Source organism: Mesorhizobium sp. P2_E10, assembly GCF_056404235.1.
Map to the genome: position 1 here is coordinate 18,398 of NZ_JBFUEK010000007.1, position 18,121 is coordinate 36,518.

Here is an 18,121-nt window from a genome sequence, read left to right on the forward strand (position 1 = left end):
TAATCTGGGCCCTGCGCGTGCGGCAGCGGCAAGGTTGCGGAGCGAGCGTGCAAGGATGCATAACAGGCGATGTTCGATTGGAGCGACCTTCGCTATTTTCTGGCCGTGGCGCGCCATGGCAGCACGCTTGCCGCATCAAGGGCGCTCGGCGTGAACCAGTCGACGGTGCATCGGCGTATTGCCGAACTCGAGCGGCGCATTGGCGGCACGCTTATGTTGCGCCACCCCAGCGGTTACCGATTGACAGAGTTCGGCGAGGTGCTGCTTCCAACGGCCGAGGCCGTGGAGGCGTCCGTCATTGCACTCGAACGCCGGATCCTTGCCTATCGCAGCGATCTGGTCGGAACCATTCGGCTGACGGTACCCGAACCGCTTGTTTCACGCATCATGGGTTCGCCGCTGCTCGACCTGTTTCATGCGCGCTATCCAGCGTTGCGCATCGAATTCGTGATGAGCGACCGCTATCTTGACCTGTCGAAGGGCGAGGCCGATATCGCGCTCAGGTCCGGCGAGGCCGACGACGAAACCCTGGTCGGCCGAAAGATCGCCGACTCCGTCTGGGCCGTCTATGGAAGCCGCAACTATGTCCAGCAGCACGGTGCGCCGCAACGCATCGAGGATATCGGCCGTCACGCGATCGTCGGATTTGATGGCATGTTGGCCAATCACCGGGCGGCAAAATGGCTCGCAACCATAGCGCCAGGCGCCAATGTCGCGGCGAGCAACAACAGCGTGCTCGGTGTCCTGCATGCCGTCAAGTCGGGTATCGGTATTGCTCCGTTGCCGACGACCATCGCCGATATGGATGAGGATCTGGTTCGTATCCTGCCGCCGGTGCCGGAACTTGCAAGGGGCTGGTACCTACTGACCCATCCAGAGCTTCGGCAAACGCCACGCATCCGCGCTTTCTTCGATTTCGTCGTCGAGAAGCTGGACGTGGTCCGTCCAATCCTGATGGGCTGACGGACGAACTGGTCTGCCGGCGGTTAGCCGAGGCAGCACGATCAGCGTTGTGCGAGGAACCAAAAAATCTTATCAAGGCGCACGACCGGGCGGTGGTCGCTGCCAAGACCTCTGGCGAATCATTCGGAACAGGAATCGCGCCCGGCGCGAACAAAAAATGACAAAAACGCTTCGCAAATCCCTTCGCCAGCTGGTCATAGCGGTGCCGCTGCTGGCGCTCGGCTTCTACTTCATTCCGATCCTGACCACGATCTGGATCGTCTGTGGCCTGATCGACGTGCTGCGCAACGCCAACAAGGATTTGTCGCTGTTTCGCGGCTATTTCCTTGGCAACGGTATCTTCACCTGGCTGCTATCGCCCTTCAACCTTCTGGTCGACCTGCTTTGCTACAGGAACCCGGGCGTGTGGAAGCTGGAGCAGTTTCCTGAGGGCTACCAGCGCGAGGTCAACGAGGTTCTCGACGTCTTCAAGGCGCGCAAGGACGAGATCATTGCCGATATCGACGCCAATTTCGGCACCGGCCGGCGCGGCATGTATGTCTATCAATGGTACGGCAAGCACCGGATCGACAATGTCGCCGAGTTCAACAAGGATTTCAAATACATCAAGACGATTGCCGTATCGGTTTTCAGGGGACAGGAATCGACCTCCTGGCATTTCGGGCCGCTGCGGCTCAGCCTGCGCATTCTCTACAATCTGATCCCGGTGAAGGCCGAGGTTTTCGTCGAGTGCAACAACGTCAAGAACTACTGGCACGACAATCCGCTGTACATTTTCGACGACACGCTGTTGCACCGTTCGGTCAACGAATATGACGGACGCCGCTATTGCGTGTTCATGGACATCATCCGGCCGTCGCCATTCCCCGGTTTGATCGCCGCTCTTCTGGCCATCGTTTCGGTCAGCGTCGAGCGCATCAATTCCATGTTCTACAAGAACTGGAAGATGATCGGCTCAAGCAAGGCGAAGAAGGTCGAGACGACCTGAACCTGACTGCAGGCGACATTGCTCTGAAGGCGAACAGCCTGCACTGCACATCTCGGTTGCCCTTGAACCATCGTCTTATAGCGGCATCGGCCACCGATCCCGTAGAAGGCGGTGATGCGAGCACGGCGCCAGGGGATTGAAGCGCGCCATGCTCCGGGAGGATGAGGTGAGCGGACAGCCGGCCCATCATGCCGATGTCGTGCAGGCAGCGATCGCCACCAGCGATGCCGCCCGCTCGGCATTGATCGCGTCCTGGAGGCGTTCCCTTACATTGCATCGGCTCGACCCAGCCGAGCGGAAGGCGCCGAGACGTCTGACCGAAAGCGAGCTCAGGCAGGCGCGGCAGCGCATGGAGCCACTGCTGCGCGCCGCGGATGCAAGCCTCGATCGGCTCTATCTGGCGGTTGGAGGCATCGGCTGCTGCGTGATGCTTGCCGATCGCGAAGGCATTCCGCTAGAGCGCCGGGGTGCTTCCGCGGATGACGATACGTTCGACGAATGGGGTCTTTGGACCGGCACGGTGTGGAGTGAGGACAGCGAAGGCACCAACGGGATCGGTACCTGCCTTGCCGATCAGCGCTCCCTCACCATTCACCGCGACCAGCACTTCTTCTCGCGCAACACGCTGCTGAGCTGCACGACGGCGCCGATCTACGATCATGAGGGAAATCTGGCGGCTGCGCTCGATGTGTCGTCCTGCCGGTCGGATTTGACCGAAGACTTCGTCAACCTGATCGCCATGGCGGTGGGTGAGGCCGCTCGCCGCATCGAGGCGGAGAATTTTCGCCTGGCTTTTTCAAGCGCCCGCATCCTGCTGGCGCCGGTGGGCGAGCGCAGCACCGGCGCGCTGATCGCCGTCGATGCCGACGATCTCGTGGTCGGTGCGACCCGCTCGGCGCGACAGGCTCTCGGCATCACGCAACAAACGCTGACCAGGGGATTGCCGGCCGCCGATGTCCTCGGCGACTGCGCGAAAGCCACCGAAGAGCTGGACGAGGCCGAGCGCGGCGTGGTCCAGCGTGCGCTCGCCCGCGCCGAAGGCAACGTCTCGGCCGCCGCACACAATCTCGGTATTTCCCGCGCCACGCTGCATCGAAAACTCGCGCGATTCGGCATTCGCCGCACGCATTGAGTTTTCAAACCCGAACCTGTCGCAGAACTGCGACAGTCGGCGCCAGCGACTGCCTGGCCGGGGCTGACAAGACCGCCGCCATCCGCCAACTCTTCCTCATCACGTGCCGCATCCCGCGGCCGTTTCATGGGAGGAAGACAATGAATAAGGTTGAATTTTCTCGCACCGCCAAGATCCCCTTCGCCAAGCGCTACGACAACTTCATCGGCGGCAAATGGGTCGCGCCGAAATCCGGCAAGTACTTCGAGAACATCTCGCCGGTAAACGGCCAGCCGCTGGGCGAAATTGCCCGCTCCGACGCCAGCGATATCGAGGCTGCACTCGACGCTGCGCACAAGGCCAAGGATGCCTGGGGCAAGACAAGTGCCGCCGCCCGCGCGCTGATCCTCAACCGGATCGCCGATCGCATGGAGGACAATCTCGACCTCCTGGCGCTGGCCGAAACCTGGGACAATGGCAAGCCGATCCGCGAAACGACTGCTGCCGATCTGCCGCTCGCCATCGATCATTTCCGCTATTTCGCCGGGGCGGTGCGCGCCCAGGAGGGCGGCATTTCGGAAATCGACCACGACACCGTCGCCTACCACTTCCATGAGCCGCTCGGCGTCGTTGGCCTGATCATCCCGTGGAATTTCCCACTGCTGATGGCGGTGTGGAAGCTGGCTCCGGCGCTCGCCGCCGGCAACTGCGTCGTCCTGAAGCCGGCCGAACAGACGCCGGCGACCATCATGCTGTGGGCGGACCTGGTCGGTGACCTGTTGCCGGATGGCGTGCTCAACATCGTCAACGGCTTCGGCCTCGAAGCCGGCAAGCCGCTGGCCTCGTCGAACCGTATCGCCAAGATCGCCTTCACCGGCGAGACCACGACCGGCCGGCTGATCTCGCAATATGCCAGCCAGAATCTCATCCCGGTGACGCTCGAACTCGGCGGCAAGTCGCCCAACATCTTCTTCCAGGACGTGACATCGGAAGACGACGATTTCTTCGACAAGGCGATCGAAGGTTTTGTGATGTTCGCACTCAACCAGGGCGAAGTCTGCACCTGTCCCAGCCGGGCGCTGGTGCACGAGAAGATCTACGACAAGTTCATGGAAAAGGCGCTGAAGCGCGTCGAAGCGATCGTCCAGGGCGATCCGCTGGATCCGGCAACGATGATCGGTGCGCAGGCGTCGAGCGAACAGCTGGAGAAGATCCTGAGCTACTTCGACATCGGCCGGAAAGAGGGGGCCGAGGTGCTGATCGGCGGCGAGCAGAACCATCTGCCGGGTGACCTTGCCGGCGGCTACTACGTCAAGCCGACAGTGTTCAAGGGCCACAACAAGATGCGTGTCTTCCAGGAGGAGATTTTTGGGCCGGTGGTTTCGGTGACGACCTTCAAGGACGACGACGAGGCTCTGTCGATCGCCAACGACACTCTCTACGGCCTCGGTGCCGGCATCTGGAGCCGTGACGCCAATCGCTGCTACCGCTTCGGCCGCGCCATCCAGGCCGGCCGCGTGTGGACCAACTGCTATCACGCCTATCCCGCGCATGCGGCCTTCGGCGGCTACAAGCAGTCGGGCATCGGCCGCGAGACCCACAAGATGATGCTCGACCACTATCAGCAGACCAAGAACATGCTGGTCAGCTACAGCCCGAAGAAGCTCGGCTTCTTCTGATCGCCCGCAAAGGCGCACGAACAGGCGGTGCGGCCCACAGGCCGCGCCGCCGTACCGGCTTCCGAGGAGGATTCTTGATGCTCGACAAGGTGTCCAAGGGAAAGGTTTCCGCGACGCCGGAAGCCGTGGCGTTTCTGGCCGAGATCATCGCCGATCATGGTCCAGTGCTGTTTCACCAGTCCGGTGGCTGTTGCGACGGCTCGTCGCCCATGTGCTACCCCCAAGGCGACTTCATCGTCGGCGACAATGACGTCATGCTGGGCGAGATCGGTGACACGCCGGTCTATATTAGCGGCTCGCAATACGAAGTGTGGAAGCACACGGATCTCATCATCGACGTCGTGCCGGGCAGGGGTGGCATGTTCTCGCTCGACAATGGGCGCGAGAGACGGTTTTTGACGCGTTCCACGGTCTGTGTTGTCCCGGCAAACAATCGGGATTGACCGAACCGCCCTTGTGAGGGCAGTAAACTTCCATGTTCAATCTGCTTCTCGTTGTCGTCGGCGGTGGTATCGGCGCCGGCATTCGCCATCTCACCAACATGGGCGCACTGCGCCTTGCCGGGCCGAACTTCCCGTGGGGCACGATGGCGATCAATATTGTCGGCTCCTTTGCGATGGGCCTGTTCATCGCAGTGCTGGCGCGGCGCGGCGGATCGAATGAACTCAGGCTGTTCGTGGCCACCGGCATTCTTGGCGGCTTCACCACCTTCTCGGCCTTTTCGCTCGATTTCGCGACGCTGTGGGAGCGTGGCGCCACGCTGCCGGCATTCGGATATGCCCTTGCCAGTGTTATTGGCGCCATTATCGCCCTGTTTCTGGGACTTTGGCTCGCAAGAACCGTTTCATAGTGCTATTGCCGCGCTTCGAAATGGATAAGCGAAAAAACATGGCAGGCGTTGAACAGATCACGGTGGAGGCCGGCGAGGCGGGCATGCGGCTCGATCGCTGGTTCAAGACCCATTTCCCGGGCCTTGGCTTCGGCCATCTGCAGAAGCTCTTGCGCTCCGGCCAGATCCGCGTCGATGGCGGCCGGGTGAAGGCCGATACGCGTGTCGAGCCGGGCCAGATGGTTCGTGTGCCGCCGCTGGAAGTGGACAAGAAAGGCGAGAGCGCGCTCACCGGTCACTCGATCCGCAACCAGGGCGACGCCGATGTGCTCGCCAAGATGCTGATCCATGAGGATCCAAAAGTCTTCGTCTTCAACAAGCCGGCGGGTCTGGCCGTGCAGGGCGGCTCCGGCGTTACCCGCAATGTCGACGACATGCTGGAGGCCTGGCGCAACCAGAAGGGCGAGAAGCCGCGCCTGGTGCACCGGCTCGACCGCGACACGTCAGGCGTGCTGGTCGTCGCCCGCACAAGACTGGCCGCCATGAAGCTTGCCGAAGCGTTCCGCGCCCGCGAGACCAAGAAGACCTACTGGGCGCTGGTCAAGGGCGTGCCGCCGAAGCGCGAGGACAAGATCTCGACCTGGCTGATCAAGGAGCCGACGCCGGACGGCGACCGGGTGCGCGTCGCCAAGCATGGCGAAAAGGGCGCTGATCACGCCGTGTCCTACTACCGTGTCATCGAGCAGGCTGCCCAGACGATGACCTGGCTGGAGATGGAGCCCTACACCGGCCGTACTCACCAGCTTCGTGTCCATGCCGCCTACATCGGCTGCCCGATCATCGGCGACCCCAAATATTTCGAGGCCGACACCAATTGGGACTTTCCGGGCGGCATGCAGAACCGCCTGCACCTGCATGCGCGCCGCATCATCATTCCGCACCCGGACAAGGGTGTCATCGATGTCACCGCGCCGATGCCGCCGCATATGCGCCAGAGCTGGAACCTGATCGGCTTCGACGACGCCAGTGCTGAGGATTAGGCGGCGCTACAGCAACACAACAGGACGTCAGCATGCGCGATATCCTCAACGACCTCGAAGCGGGAAAGCAGCTTTCCGACCCGGATCCGGTGCGCCGTGCCCAGATCCAGATGAAGACGCATCTGCCGAAACGCTTCTACAAAGCAGTGTCGATCGCACCGGTTGAGGATGGATTTGCCGTTCATCTCGACGGCAAGCCGGTGCGCACGCCGGGCAAGGCGCTGCTGGCACTGCCGACCGAAAAGGCGGCCGCTCTGGTCGCCGACGAGTTTGCCGCGCAAGGCGAAACCATCAATCCGGTGACGATGCCGGTCCTGCGCCTGGTCAACACGGCCATCGACGGCGTTGCCAGTGACCCGCAGGCGGTGCTGGAGGACATACTGCGCTTCGCCTCATCCGATCTTCTCTGCTACCGGGCCGACGCGCCGCAAGGGCTGGTCGACCGGCAGAACCAGCATTGGGACCCGGTGATCGACTGGGCGCGCGGCACGCTTGGCGCCCGCTTCAACCTCGCCGAAGGCATCATTCATGTCGAGCAGCCGCGCGAGAGCATCGCCGTGCTCGGTATTCATCTTGCCCAACGCAATGATCCGCTGCGGCTGGCCGCCATCCATGTCATGACGTCGCTGACGGGATCGGCGCTGTTGGCGCTGGCCGTCGATTTCGGCGAGCTCGACGGCGATGCGGCCTGGGCGGCCGGCCATGTGGACGAGGACTGGCAGATCGAGCAGTGGGGCCAGGATGCCGAGGCTGTGGCGCGCCACTCGGCCCGCAAGCGCGAGATGATGGCCGCCGTGAGCCTACTCGAAGCGCTCACAGGCTGATGGAAATCACCTAGGCCCATCCATTTCGCACTGCACATTAGACCAAAGTCATAATCCCAAAGGCTCTCTGCCTTTCCCGGGTGCTTTCTGTCATTTCTTGCGCCGATGGCAGCACCTGAGTCCGCGCTCGGAGGAGAACGCGGACGAGGACGTGCAGCCTCGAAGAGGACGGGATCTCACGGGAGGACATATCAATGGCAATGGCATCGACCGCCGGCAGAGCAAGCGGCGGCATGACGCGGGAAGAGAAGAAAGTCATCTTCGCTTCCTCGCTCGGCACCGTTTTCGAATGGTACGATTTCTATCTCTACGGTTCGCTGGCCGCCTTCATCGGCGCCACTTTCTTCAGCCAGTATCCGGAAGCGACGCGCAACATCTTCGCGCTGCTGGCTTTCGCCGCAGGCTTCCTGGTGCGCCCGTTCGGCGCGCTGGTGTTCGGCCGCATCGGCGATCTCGTCGGCCGCAAATACACCTTTCTTGTCACCATCCTGATCATGGGCAGTTCGACGTTCCTGGTCGGCCTGCTTCCCGGTTCGGCGAGCTGGGGCATCGCGGCGCCCATCATCCTGGTTGGGCTTCGCATGCTGCAGGGCCTGGCTCTCGGCGGCGAATATGGCGGTGCGGCAACCTATGTCGCCGAGCACGCGCCCGACGACCGCCGTGGCTTCTACACCTCGTGGATTCAGACGACGGCAACGCTCGGACTGTTCCTGTCACTGCTGATCATCCTCGGCGTTCAGGCGATGTTGAGCAAGGAAGACTTCGCCGCCTGGGGCTGGCGCATTCCGTTCCTCGTCTCGGTTATCCTGCTCGGCATATCGGTCTGGATTCGGCTGACGCTGAGTGAATCGCCAACCTTCCAGCGCATGAAAGACGAGGGCAAGGGTTCCAAGGCTCCGCTGACGGAAGCCTTCGGGCAGTGGAAGAATGCCAAGATTGCCATCCTGGCCCTTCTTGGCCTGACCGCCGGCCAGGCCGTGGTCTGGTATTCCGGCCAGTTCTACGCACTGTTCTTCCTGCAGAACGTGCTCAAGGTCGACCTGCAGACGGTCAACATCCTGATTGCCATCGCCTTAGGGCTCGGTTCCATCTTCTTTGTCGTCTTCGGCTGGCTCTCCGACAAGATCGGCCGCAAACCGATCATCATGGCGGGACTGGCTCTGGCGATCTTCACCTACTTCCCGCTGTTCAAGGCATTGACCTGGGCGGCCAATCCGACGCTGGCCGCCGCGCAGCAGAACACGCGTGCGACGGTTACCGTGGCGCCCGGCGACTGCAAGTTCCAGTTCAACCCGGTCGGCACGGCGAAGTTCACCACCTCGTGCGACATCGCCACTTCGTTCCTGGCCAAGAGCTCGGTGCCGTATGACATCGTCACCAGCGCGGCGCCTGGGACCGCGGCAACGGTGAAGGTCGGCAACGAGACGGTCGAATCCTACGACGCCATCGCCGCCGGCGATCAGGCCAAGGCCAAGGACGGCGCCTTCACCAAGGCGGTCAACATGGCACTCAAGGATGGCGGCTATCCGCTGAAGCGCGCCGCTTCAAAGGTCGCCGACCAGAAACTTGACGCCTTCGTCGCGGCCAATCCCGAACTGAAGCTTGATGCTGTCGCTATTCGCGCCGGCGAGAAGGCGACGGTTCCGGTCGCCCAGGCGGTCAAGGACAAGGTGCTGACGGACGATGAAGCCGCTGGCGCCACCGACGTGACCGTCTACAGCATTCCAGCGTCCGGCGCGTTCGCCATGTTTGCCGACCCCGCGCAGGTCAACTGGACAAAGGTCGTCGGCATTCTGTTCATCCTGATCCTCTACGTGACCATGGTTTACGGACCGATCGCGGCGATCCTGGTCGAGATGTTCCCGACCCGCATCCGCTATACCGGCATGTCGCTGCCCTATCACATCGGCAATGGCTGGTTCGGCGGCCTGCTTCCGGCGACAGTCTTCGCCTTGAGTGCAGCCAAGGGCGACATCTACTATGGTCTCTGGTACCCGATCGTGATCGCGGCGATGACGCTGATCATCGGCATGATCTTCGTCAAAGATACGCTGGGAACCGACCTGCACGCCAAGCAGTAGCCGACAGCTCCAGAGACAAAGAAAAAGCCCGGCGCGAGCGATCGCGCCGGGCTTTCCGATTCATCAGAAGCGAAGGAAGAGTTCAGCTCTTCCGGTCGTGTTGCGCTTCCTCGATGGCGGCCTCGTGGTACCAGCCGCTTCCGAAATCCGTCAGATGATCGCGCATGGAGGCAAGCTCTGCCGCGAACTTAGCCTTTCCGCTTAAATTTGAGGCAGAAAGACGGGCTGCCACCGGGAACATCAGGATTTTGGCCGACGGACGGGCAGAAACGATTTCCATGGTCGGGCTCCTTTCTTTTGCCGAAGCTTGTCGATTCAGCTTTCCAGCAAGATAGGTCTTGCAATCCGTTTAGGCAAGATGCCTAAAGAAAGATCAGTATTTGCCTGTTATTTAAGCATATTTAGCTTTTGATCGATCCCGACGCATTGCTTAGACGGCTTGGCCGCATCGCCGGGATGAATGGGCACTTTTGACGCACCCCGCGCAGCGGAAATGGCACATGACTTGCATTTTATCGACCGGCAGCCGGCCTGCCGGATGGCTCGGCATGCGCCGGCACTATCCAGCTTCGGTGATCAAGCAACGAGAGGCTCTAGAATGACGAAATACAAGCTCGAGTACATTTGGCTCGATGGATATACCCCGGTCCCCAATCTGCGCGGCAAGACCCAGATCAAGGAATTCGCCGAATTCCCGACGCTCGAGCAGCTGCCTCTGTGGGGCTTCGACGGCTCCTCGACCCAGCAGGCCGAAGGCCACAGCTCCGATTGCGTGCTGAAGCCGGTCGCGGTGTATCCGGACCCGGCCCGCACCAATGGCGTGCTGGTGATGTGCGAAGTCATGATGCCCGATGGCGTCACGCCGCATGCGTCCAACAAGCGCGCCACCATCCTCGATGACGAGGGCGCCTGGTTCGGCTTCGAACAGGAATATTTCTTCTACAAGGACGGCCGCCCGCTCGGCTTCCCCGAGAGCGGCTACCCCGCGCCCCAGGGTCCGTACTACACCGGCGTCGGCTACTCGAATGTCGGCTCCGTCGCCCGCCAGATCGTCGAGGAGCATCTCGACCAGTGCCTTGCGGCCGGCATCAACCACGAAGGCATCAACGCCGAAGTGGCCAAGGGCCAGTGGGAATTCCAGATTTTCGGCAAAGGCTCCAAGAAGGCCGCCGACCAGATGTGGATGGCCCGCTATCTGATGCAGCGCCTGACCGAGAAGTACGAAATCGACATCGAATACCACTGCAAGCCGCTCGGCGACACCGACTGGAACGGTTCGGGCATGCACGCCAACTTCTCGACCGCCTATATGCGCGAAGTCGGCGGCAAGGCCTATTTCGAAGCGCTCATGGCTGCCTTCGACAAGAACCTGATGGATCACATCGCCGTCTACGGCCCGGACAACGACAAGCGTCTGACCGGCAAGCACGAGACCGCGCCGTGGAACAAGTTCAGCTACGGCATCGCCGACCGCGGCGCCTCGATCCGCGTCCCGCACTCCTTCGTCAAGAACGACTACAAGGGCTATCTGGAAGACCGCCGTCCGAACTCGCAGGGTGACCCCTACCAGATCGCTTCGCAGATCCTGAAGACGATCGCCTCGGTGCCGGCGAGCGCCCAGGTTTCGGCTGCCGCGTAAGCATTCGGCCACGGCGTAGATCTGAGTGTCTACGTCGTGGCCCGTTCTTCCCCCTATCAGCGGCTGATCAAAGAAAAACCCCGGCGTCTCCGCCGGGGTTTTTCTTTGTTGCTAAAACTGGCGGCTCAGACCGAATAGTACATGTCGTATTCGACGGGATGCGGGGTCATTTCGAAGCGCATCACTTCGGCCATCTTGAGCTCGATGTAGCTGTCGATCTGGTCGTCGTCGAAGACGCCGCCGGCTTTCAGGAAGCCGCGGTCCTTGTCGAGGCTCTGCAGCGCTTCGCGTAGCGAGCCGCACACGGTCGGGATCTTCTTCAGCTCCTTCGGCGGCAGGTCGTAGAGATCCTTGTCCATCGGCTGTCCCGGGTGGATCTTGTTCTTGATGCCGTCGAGGCCGGCCATCAGCATGGCGGCGAAGGCGAGGTAGGGGTTCGCGCCCGGATCGGGGAAGCGGACTTCGACGCGCTTGGCCTTCGGCGACGAGCCGAACGGGATACGGCACGAGGCCGAGCGGTTGCGCGCGGAATAAGCCAGCAGCACCGGCGCTTCATAGCCTGGCACCAGGCGCTTGTAGGAGTTGGTCAGCGGGTTGGTGAAGGCATTGATCGCCTTGGCGTGCTTGATGATGCCGCCGATGTAGAACAGGCAGCTCTCCGACAGGCCGGCATATTCGTTGCCGGCGAAGGTCGGCTTGCCATTCTTCCAGATCGACTGGTGGACGTGCATGCCCGAGCCGTTGTCGCCGAAGATCGGCTTCGGCATGAAGGTGGCCGTCTTGCCATAGGCATTGGCAACCTGGTGGACGACGTATTTGTAGATCAGCATCTTGTCGGCGTTGCGCACCAGCGTGTCGAACTTGATGCCGAGCTCGTGCTGAGCGGCGGCGACTTCGTGATGGTGCTTTTCGACCCGCACGCCCATTTCGGCGAGCACGGTCAGCATCTCCGAGCGCATGTCCTGGGCGCTGTCGATCGGCGGCACCGGGAAATAGCCGCCCTTGATGCGCGGGCGGTGGCCAAGGTTGCCGGTCTCATAGTCGGTGTCGTCGTTGGACGGCAATTCGGTGGAGTCGAGCTTGAAGCCTGTGTTGTAGGGATCGGCCTTGTACTTGACGTCGTCGAAGACGAAGAACTCGGCTTCCGGGCCGACATAGATGGTGTCGCCGATGCCTTCAGCCTTCATGTAGGCCTCGGCCTTCTTGGCGGTGCCGCGCGGGTCGCGGTTGTAGGATTCGCCGGAAACCGGATCAAGGATGTCGCACAGGATGACCATGGTCGACTGCGCGAAGAACGGGTCCATGTGCACGGTATCAGGATCGGGCATCAGCACCATGTCGGACTCGTTGATCGCCTTCCAGCCGGCGATGGACGAGCCGTCGAACATCACGCCATCGGCGAACATGTCTTCCTCGACCTCGATGACATCCATCGTCACGTGCTGCAGCTTGCCCTTCGGATCGGTGAAGCGCAGATCGACGAACTTCACGTCGTTGTCCTTGATCTGCTTCATGATGTCTTTGGCTGTCGTCATGTCATTTCTTCCCTGTCTGATGACGTTTCGAGGAGTTATCGGAAATCAGATACCGAGATATCTGAAATCAGAAACCTCAGACGGCGTCCATCCCCGTTTCGCCAGTACGGATGCGAACGACTTCCTCGATGTTGGAAACGAAGATCTTGCCGTCGCCGATGCGGCCGGTCTGGGCCGCTTTGCGGATGGCCTCGATCGCGCCTTCGACCGCATCGTCGCCGAGCACGACTTCGATTTTCACCTTGGGCAGAAAGTCGACGACATATTCGGCGCCGCGATAGAGTTCGGTGTGGCCCTTCTGGCGTCCGAAGCCCTTGGCTTCGGTCACGGTGATGCCCTGCAGTCCGGCCTCCTGAAGCGCTTCCTTCACTTCGTCGAGCTTGAACGGCTTGATGATCGCTTCGATCTTTTTCATGTAAAAAGTGGCCTCCACTGCCAAAAAGACGGGTTGTGCGCCCCGCTTGCGCCTCCATCAAGCACGAACTGTGCCAATTTCAGCTGAAACGAGGCGCTGTCACGCGATTTCAACGCCATACCACCCTGGGATGCACATTCACGTCATCCACTGCTTTGGATGCGGCACGGGTATTTAGAGCCTACACATTGCCGGTCCTTGCGTCCGCACAAAAATTGGGCAGACCGCGCATTTTGCGGGCAGTTGCGGACCGTCCTGAAAGGATTGGGGGCTAGCTATACTCTTGTTCTCGCCGTTTGCTTCGAAGCGAAAACTGGACAATGCTCGCCTGCGGTGAGGGGGCCTGACCGAGATGCGGATCGGCAATCCATGAGCAACGAACTTCTGTCTCCGGCCGAAATGGCCGAGGCCGACCGGCTGGCAATCGCCGCTGGTCCGTTCGATGGCATCGGCCTGATGCGGCGCGCCGGCGAAGCGGTCGCTGCGGTGGTGCTGGCGCGCTATCCCCAGGCGAGCCGCGTGCATGTGCTGTGCGGCCCCGGCAACAATGGCGGCGATGGCTATGTCATTGCTCGCATCCTGGCAGCCAGTGGCGTCGACACGGCCATCTGGGCATCCGGCGCGCCAAGGCCGGGAACAGATGCGGCACTTGCCGCGGCCGAATGTCCGATCAAACCTCGGCCCCTGTCGGAATTTGCCGCCGAGGTCGGCTCGATCGTGGTCGACGCGCTTTATGGGGCAGGGCTGTCCAAACCGCTGTCCGGCGATGACGCCAGGGCGGTTGAAGTTGCGACAGAGCTAGGCCTGCCTGTCGTCGCCGTCGATTTGCCGTCAGGTGTCTCCGGCGAAAGCGGTGACGTTTTTGGCCAGGCATTCCAGGCTCAGGTGACGGTGACGTTTGCGCGAAGAAAGCCGGGCCATCTGCTGTTGCCGGGCCGCGAACGATGCGGCGAAATCGTGCTCGCCGACATTGGCATCGGCGACGGCGTCATCACGCAGCTCAGGTCGCAGACTTTCGAAAACATGCCGGGGCTTTGGCTGAAAAGTTTCCCGGTTCCAGCAGTCGACGCCCACAAATACAAGCGTGGCCATGTCGGTGTCTTTTCCGGTGGGCCGAGCGCGACGGGGGCGGCACGATTATCGGCGCTGGCCGCCGCCAGAAGCGGGGCGGGGGCGGTGACGGTGCTGTCGCCAGCCAATGCCATGCAGGTCAACGCCATGCATCTGACCTCGATCATGTTGCGCGAGGCCGATGCTATCGAGGACGTGCACGACTTTCTCGGCGATCGCCGGTCGTCGAGCTTCGTGCTTGGCCCTGGCTTTGGTGTCGGCGACAAAGCCCGCGATTTCGCCCTCGCCGTGCTTGCCCGAACACGGCAGGACGGCGGTGTCGAAGGGCTGGTGCTCGATGCCGACGGCATCACGTCCTTCCGCAACGCGAGCTCTACACTGTTCGAGGCAGCCAGCAGGCCGGATGCGCCGGCACTGATCATGACGCCGCATGAGGGTGAGTTCGGCCGACTGTTCCCCGACATCACTGATGACAAAAGCCTGTCAAAGCTCGCCAAGGCCCGCTCGGCGGCTGCGCGCGCCAATGCCACTGTCATCTACAAGGGCGCCGACACGGTGATTGCAGCACCCGATGGCCGGGCGGCGATCAACAGCAACGGCGCGCCCTGGCTCGCCACTGCCGGATCGGGCGATGTGCTGGCGGGCATCATTGTCGGGTTGCTGGCGCAAGGCATGCCAGCGTTCGAAGCGGCCTGCGCGGCGGTCTGGATCCATGCCGAAGCCGGCAGTCGGTTCGGGCCTGGATTGATTGCCGAGGATCTGCCGATGGCGTTGGTGCCGGTTCTGCGCGAACTGGTCGAGGCACGGCAGAAGGTGCCGATCGGATGAAACATTTCGCGTTCGTCGTTGTGGCCATCATCGCGCTGTTCGCGTCGCATGTCGTGCGCGCCCAAGAACCCGTGACCATCGTCGACGATCCCTCGGTTCTCGCCACCCTCGACGCCAAGGGTTTTGGCTTCGCTGGCATTTTCGGCGTCGATGGCACCGGCGACCTGAAAACGCTCTACGACAAGGCGCCGGCCTATCATGCGATCACCGAAATGGTAGGTGCCGATATTGCCGCGCTGCGGGCTGAGATGAAGGCCGGCGGCCGCACACTCTATGAGGTCACCGACGGCAATGTCGGCCGCGTCATGGACATGCGCTGGCTGAAGACCGATGCGGCGCGCTTTCGTCTGGTCGGCGTCGTCAACCGGCTCGACCGGCGCGATTTCGCCGCGCTGACCGGCGACAAGAGTTGCGGCGAGGTGCGTTTCATCTACCGCCTTGCCTACAGCTTCAAGAAGAGCGGCAAGGTTCTGGCCTCACGCCTGCCGTTCAATTTCAACGCCGTCTACAGTGTTGCACCCGATGCCGATGGCGGCTGCGTCGGCGTTGCCGGACGCTGGACACCGCAGCTCGACGAAAACGTCGATGCCGGTTGGCTGGCCGGTGGTCCGCTGGAACCGGAGGAACTCACGTTCAAGCAGCTTGAGCTCAACGCGCAAGTGGTGCGCTTTCCCTCGGGACAGGAGACCGAGTTCGGCGGGCAGGCGGCCTATCTCCTGCGGATCTTCGGCATCGACGGCGAGACGGTCAGCGAGAAGCCGCTGGAAAACACGCCCGATGTGGCACGGCTTTCGGAAGATGCGGCGCTGAAGGCAAAACTCGCCGCCTATGTCAGCGCCAATGTCGCAGCAGTCGATCTCGGCGTCTATGAAATTCCCGACGAATTTTTGGCCAGGAAGGTTATCTCGTGGTCGACCTTCGGCAGCGCCAGGCAGGCCAACCATCCGTTCACGCCGCTGTTCCAGCCCGTGGATTTCGCCGGCCTCGACTATGCAGCGCTGAAGCTGGTGCGCACACCGGAGGCGCTGGTCGAGCGGCTGGACAATGGCGCCTGCCAGGGTTGCCACCAGGCGGGCTCCACCGCCGGCTTTCATTTCATCGGCCGCGACGACAAGACGACCTCGCCGCTCAACCGCATCGAGGTCGGCATCTCGCCGCATCTGCATGCTGAGATTCCGCGGCGCGAAGCCTGGCTGCGCGCCACCGCCGAAGGCAAGGAGCCAAACCGGTTTCGTCCGCTGTCTTTTGCGCCGCCAGCCGCATGGAACGGCGCCGGCGAGGTCGACTACGCGCCGGCCGGGATAGCGATGTCGTGCCTGATGCCGGGGGACGCAAAGCGCTTTGGCGCGACCTGGCAATGCGGCGGCGGCACCGTCTGCACGCCGTTGGCCACCGCGTCAGGCGTGCGGACCAAACTGGCGCAATGCCTGTTGCCCAAGGACAGCAAGCAGATGTTTTCCGGCCATCCCTGTCTGACCGGCTCGATCGCCAGCAATGAGATGCAGCCTTTCAACGACCGCTACAAAATCACCGGCCAGTTCGCGGCCTTTGCGCCGGACATTTCGCGCACCGCCTATACATGCCGGCCGCCGAAGATCGGTGTACCAGCGGGCATCGCCTATCGCGGCTGCGACGACAAGGACCGCAGCTTCGCCGCCTTCAAGGCCGGCAAGCCGATGCCGAACGAGATTTGCGGGCTGGTCGGCGGCAAGAAATTCGACACCTGTGTGGCAACCAACAATTTCGACCAGTGCCTCGGCGGCGCGGTCAATCGCGGCAACCGGCCGGCCTGCGATGCCGAGCATTTCTGCCGTGAGGATTACATGTGCCAGTCGCTGCCGCCCGACACGCCCGGCATCTTAAAGGTGAAAGGCATCGGCTTCTGTTCGCCGACCTATTTCATTTTTCAGATGCGCATCGACAACCACGCGACACCGTGGGGCAGTGTCCGCCCGACCATGGGGGCAGGGTTCGGGGCGGCGGAAGAGGAATAGGCTGTCATGTGCGTGACGGCGCTCGGCTAGCTCCCTAAGTGGCCGCTGGTTTAGCGTTGAAGGTAGTCTTCCATCTGCCCAGTCCACGTCTTGTTGAAGTCCGCAATGTGTCGTTCGGCTGCGTCCGGGCTCAGCAGCGTCGAAAGTGCCGTTACGGCTATCGGCTGGACGTCGGGCACTTCTGCATACCCAAGTGCCGTCAGCCTCTGTGCCCATGATGGATGGGTCGATTTTTCGTCGTCGGGACGTTCCCACGCCCTCTGGACACAAACACTCAGGCAAGAGTGTTCCGACAACTGCCCAGCCATCTCCAGAAGGCGGTCGAGTGGGGGGCGTGGTGGACGCATTGCTCCCATCAATTCCCGGCGCAGTGGATCATAAACCTTTTCCTTGAAGTGAACGTCGGCCGCGGCAACAAGCAATAGGGCGCGTGCGGCTTGTTCAGCATTGCCAGAGGATGCAGCATGACGATCCGCCTTGATCTCTGCTTCGCGGGACAGCCGGATATCCTCCCGCTCAAACGATTTCGACAGCCAACCGATTGCAGCGTGAAGGAGGCTGCCTGAGATCGTCGTTCCCGGAGGTGCGTATTCGAACACGAACCCGAAACTGTTCTCGAACTCGGCAAGGTTGAGGCCGCCATTCGTGTCCTTGTTACGCACATGTGCGTCTTCATGGGCAAGAATTGCCGCAAGAGCACTTTCGTCGGTCACCGCGAGCAGGGGGATGCCGACCGTCAAAAACAGTCGACGGCCGAGGAGACCGAGAAGCGTGCGTTCTTCCCGCACACTGGCGTTTAAGTTGTCCTCCAGCGTGATCACCGTGCGCGCGGCCCTGCGCGAGCCGGCGACCTTCTCCCACTGGTCCCAAAGCCCAGGAGCCTCCGCTCTGCTCACACCCTTGACCCTGCTGCGCCGAAAACCGGCAAACAATGTGCCGAATAGAAAGGCCGCCGCGGTGGTCGCGATCGGCATAGCGACAAAGCCACTGACGATAAACCAGATCGGATGGCTATCGAGGAGAGTCATCCAGACGCAAAAAATGATGGCAGCGGGGACAACGAAAAACAGGACTGCAAACCTGCCAAACCGCCGCCCCGCGATGATGATCATTCGCGACATTCA

Annotated in this window: 16 protein-coding genes; 12 read left to right on the forward strand and 4 right to left on the reverse strand. The window is 61.8% G+C overall.

Annotated elements, in window-relative coordinates:
* The first annotated feature begins 69 nt into the window (after positions 1 to 69).
* The 9 genes from AC1D0N_RS19380 to AC1D0N_RS19420 all read left to right on the forward strand — a co-directional run bounded on the left by AC1D0N_RS19380 (position 70) and on the right by AC1D0N_RS19420 (position 9,515).
* Positions 70 to 963 carry a LysR family transcriptional regulator gene (locus AC1D0N_RS19380; RefSeq protein WP_477246663.1) on the forward strand — a complete coding sequence of 298 codons (894 nt, stop codon included), beginning with the start codon at positions 70 to 72 and terminating at the stop codon, positions 961 to 963.
* A 157-nt stretch (positions 964 to 1,120) separates the two neighbouring features.
* On the forward strand, positions 1,121 to 1,951 hold the full coding sequence (locus AC1D0N_RS19385; RefSeq protein ID WP_477246664.1) for an aspartyl/asparaginyl beta-hydroxylase domain-containing protein: 831 nt from the start codon (positions 1,121 to 1,123) through the stop codon (positions 1,949 to 1,951).
* Positions 1,952 to 2,099: 148 nt separating this feature from the next.
* Positions 2,100 to 3,083, forward strand: coding sequence for a helix-turn-helix domain-containing protein (locus AC1D0N_RS19390; RefSeq protein WP_477246666.1), 984 nt, complete (start codon positions 2,100 to 2,102; stop codon positions 3,081 to 3,083).
* Between the two features lie 140 nt (positions 3,084 to 3,223).
* Positions 3,224 to 4,741: an aldehyde dehydrogenase gene (adh, locus tag AC1D0N_RS19395; protein ID WP_477246668.1), complete on the forward strand. Its 1,518-nt coding sequence runs from the start codon at positions 3,224 to 3,226 to the stop codon at positions 4,739 to 4,741.
* Between the two features lie 77 nt (positions 4,742 to 4,818).
* A complete protein-coding gene (locus AC1D0N_RS19400; protein ID WP_477246670.1) occupies positions 4,819 to 5,184 on the forward strand; it encodes a DUF779 domain-containing protein in 366 nt (121 codons plus the stop codon).
* 32 nt (positions 5,185 to 5,216) lie between these two features.
* Entirely contained in the window at positions 5,217 to 5,591 is a 375-nt protein-coding gene (crcB, locus tag AC1D0N_RS19405) for a fluoride efflux transporter CrcB (protein ID WP_477246672.1), read from the forward strand.
* A 38-nt stretch (positions 5,592 to 5,629) separates the two neighbouring features.
* On the forward strand, positions 5,630 to 6,610 hold the full coding sequence (locus tag AC1D0N_RS19410; RefSeq protein WP_477246674.1) for an RluA family pseudouridine synthase: 981 nt from the start codon (positions 5,630 to 5,632) through the stop codon (positions 6,608 to 6,610).
* A gap of 32 nt (positions 6,611 to 6,642) precedes the next feature.
* On the forward strand, positions 6,643 to 7,434 hold the full coding sequence (locus tag AC1D0N_RS19415; RefSeq protein WP_477246676.1) for an ATP12 family chaperone protein: 792 nt from the start codon (positions 6,643 to 6,645) through the stop codon (positions 7,432 to 7,434).
* Positions 7,435 to 7,628: 194 nt separating this feature from the next.
* On the forward strand, positions 7,629 to 9,515 hold the full coding sequence (locus AC1D0N_RS19420; protein WP_477246678.1) for an MFS transporter: 1,887 nt from the start codon (positions 7,629 to 7,631) through the stop codon (positions 9,513 to 9,515).
* 82 nt (positions 9,516 to 9,597) lie between these two features.
* Here AC1D0N_RS19420 and AC1D0N_RS19425 read toward each other — a convergent pair whose 3' ends face one another.
* Positions 9,598 to 9,795 carry a DUF2735 domain-containing protein gene (locus tag AC1D0N_RS19425; RefSeq protein WP_477246680.1) on the reverse strand — a complete coding sequence of 66 codons (198 nt, stop codon included), beginning with the start codon at positions 9,793 to 9,795 and terminating at the stop codon, positions 9,598 to 9,600.
* A 318-nt stretch (positions 9,796 to 10,113) separates the two neighbouring features.
* Here AC1D0N_RS19425 and AC1D0N_RS19430 point away from each other — a divergent pair, with 318 nt between their 5' ends.
* Positions 10,114 to 11,154 carry a glutamine synthetase beta-grasp domain-containing protein gene (locus AC1D0N_RS19430; protein ID WP_477246682.1) on the forward strand — a complete coding sequence of 347 codons (1,041 nt, stop codon included), beginning with the start codon at positions 10,114 to 10,116 and terminating at the stop codon, positions 11,152 to 11,154.
* A 125-nt stretch (positions 11,155 to 11,279) separates the two neighbouring features.
* On the opposite strand, the gene glnA is transcribed toward AC1D0N_RS19430, so the two are convergent.
* Positions 11,280 to 12,689 carry a type I glutamate--ammonia ligase gene (glnA, locus tag AC1D0N_RS19435; RefSeq protein WP_258601625.1) on the reverse strand — a complete coding sequence of 470 codons (1,410 nt, stop codon included), beginning with the start codon at positions 12,687 to 12,689 and terminating at the stop codon, positions 11,280 to 11,282.
* Positions 12,690 to 12,765: 76 nt separating this feature from the next.
* Positions 12,766 to 13,104, reverse strand: coding sequence for a P-II family nitrogen regulator (locus AC1D0N_RS19440; protein ID WP_006205430.1), 339 nt, complete (start codon positions 13,102 to 13,104; stop codon positions 12,766 to 12,768).
* A gap of 369 nt (positions 13,105 to 13,473) precedes the next feature.
* Here AC1D0N_RS19440 and AC1D0N_RS19445 point away from each other — a divergent pair, with 369 nt between their 5' ends.
* Both AC1D0N_RS19445 and AC1D0N_RS19450 read left to right on the forward strand, forming a co-directional pair.
* On the forward strand, positions 13,474 to 15,003 hold the full coding sequence (locus AC1D0N_RS19445; protein ID WP_477246684.1) for an NAD(P)H-hydrate dehydratase: 1,530 nt from the start codon (positions 13,474 to 13,476) through the stop codon (positions 15,001 to 15,003).
* Positions 15,000 to 16,997 (forward strand): hypothetical protein, encoded by a 1,998-nt coding sequence (locus AC1D0N_RS19450; RefSeq protein ID WP_477246685.1) that lies wholly within the window; start codon positions 15,000 to 15,002, stop codon positions 16,995 to 16,997. The genes AC1D0N_RS19445 and AC1D0N_RS19450 overlap by 4 nt, the downstream gene beginning before the upstream one ends.
* 50 nt (positions 16,998 to 17,047) lie before the next feature.
* Here the strand turns inward: AC1D0N_RS19450 and AC1D0N_RS19455 are convergent, their stop codons facing one another.
* Positions 17,048 to 18,109 (reverse strand): M48 family metallopeptidase, encoded by a 1,062-nt coding sequence (locus AC1D0N_RS19455; RefSeq protein ID WP_477246687.1) that lies wholly within the window; start codon positions 18,107 to 18,109, stop codon positions 17,048 to 17,050.
* Between the last annotated feature and the right edge of the window lie 12 nt (positions 18,110 to 18,121).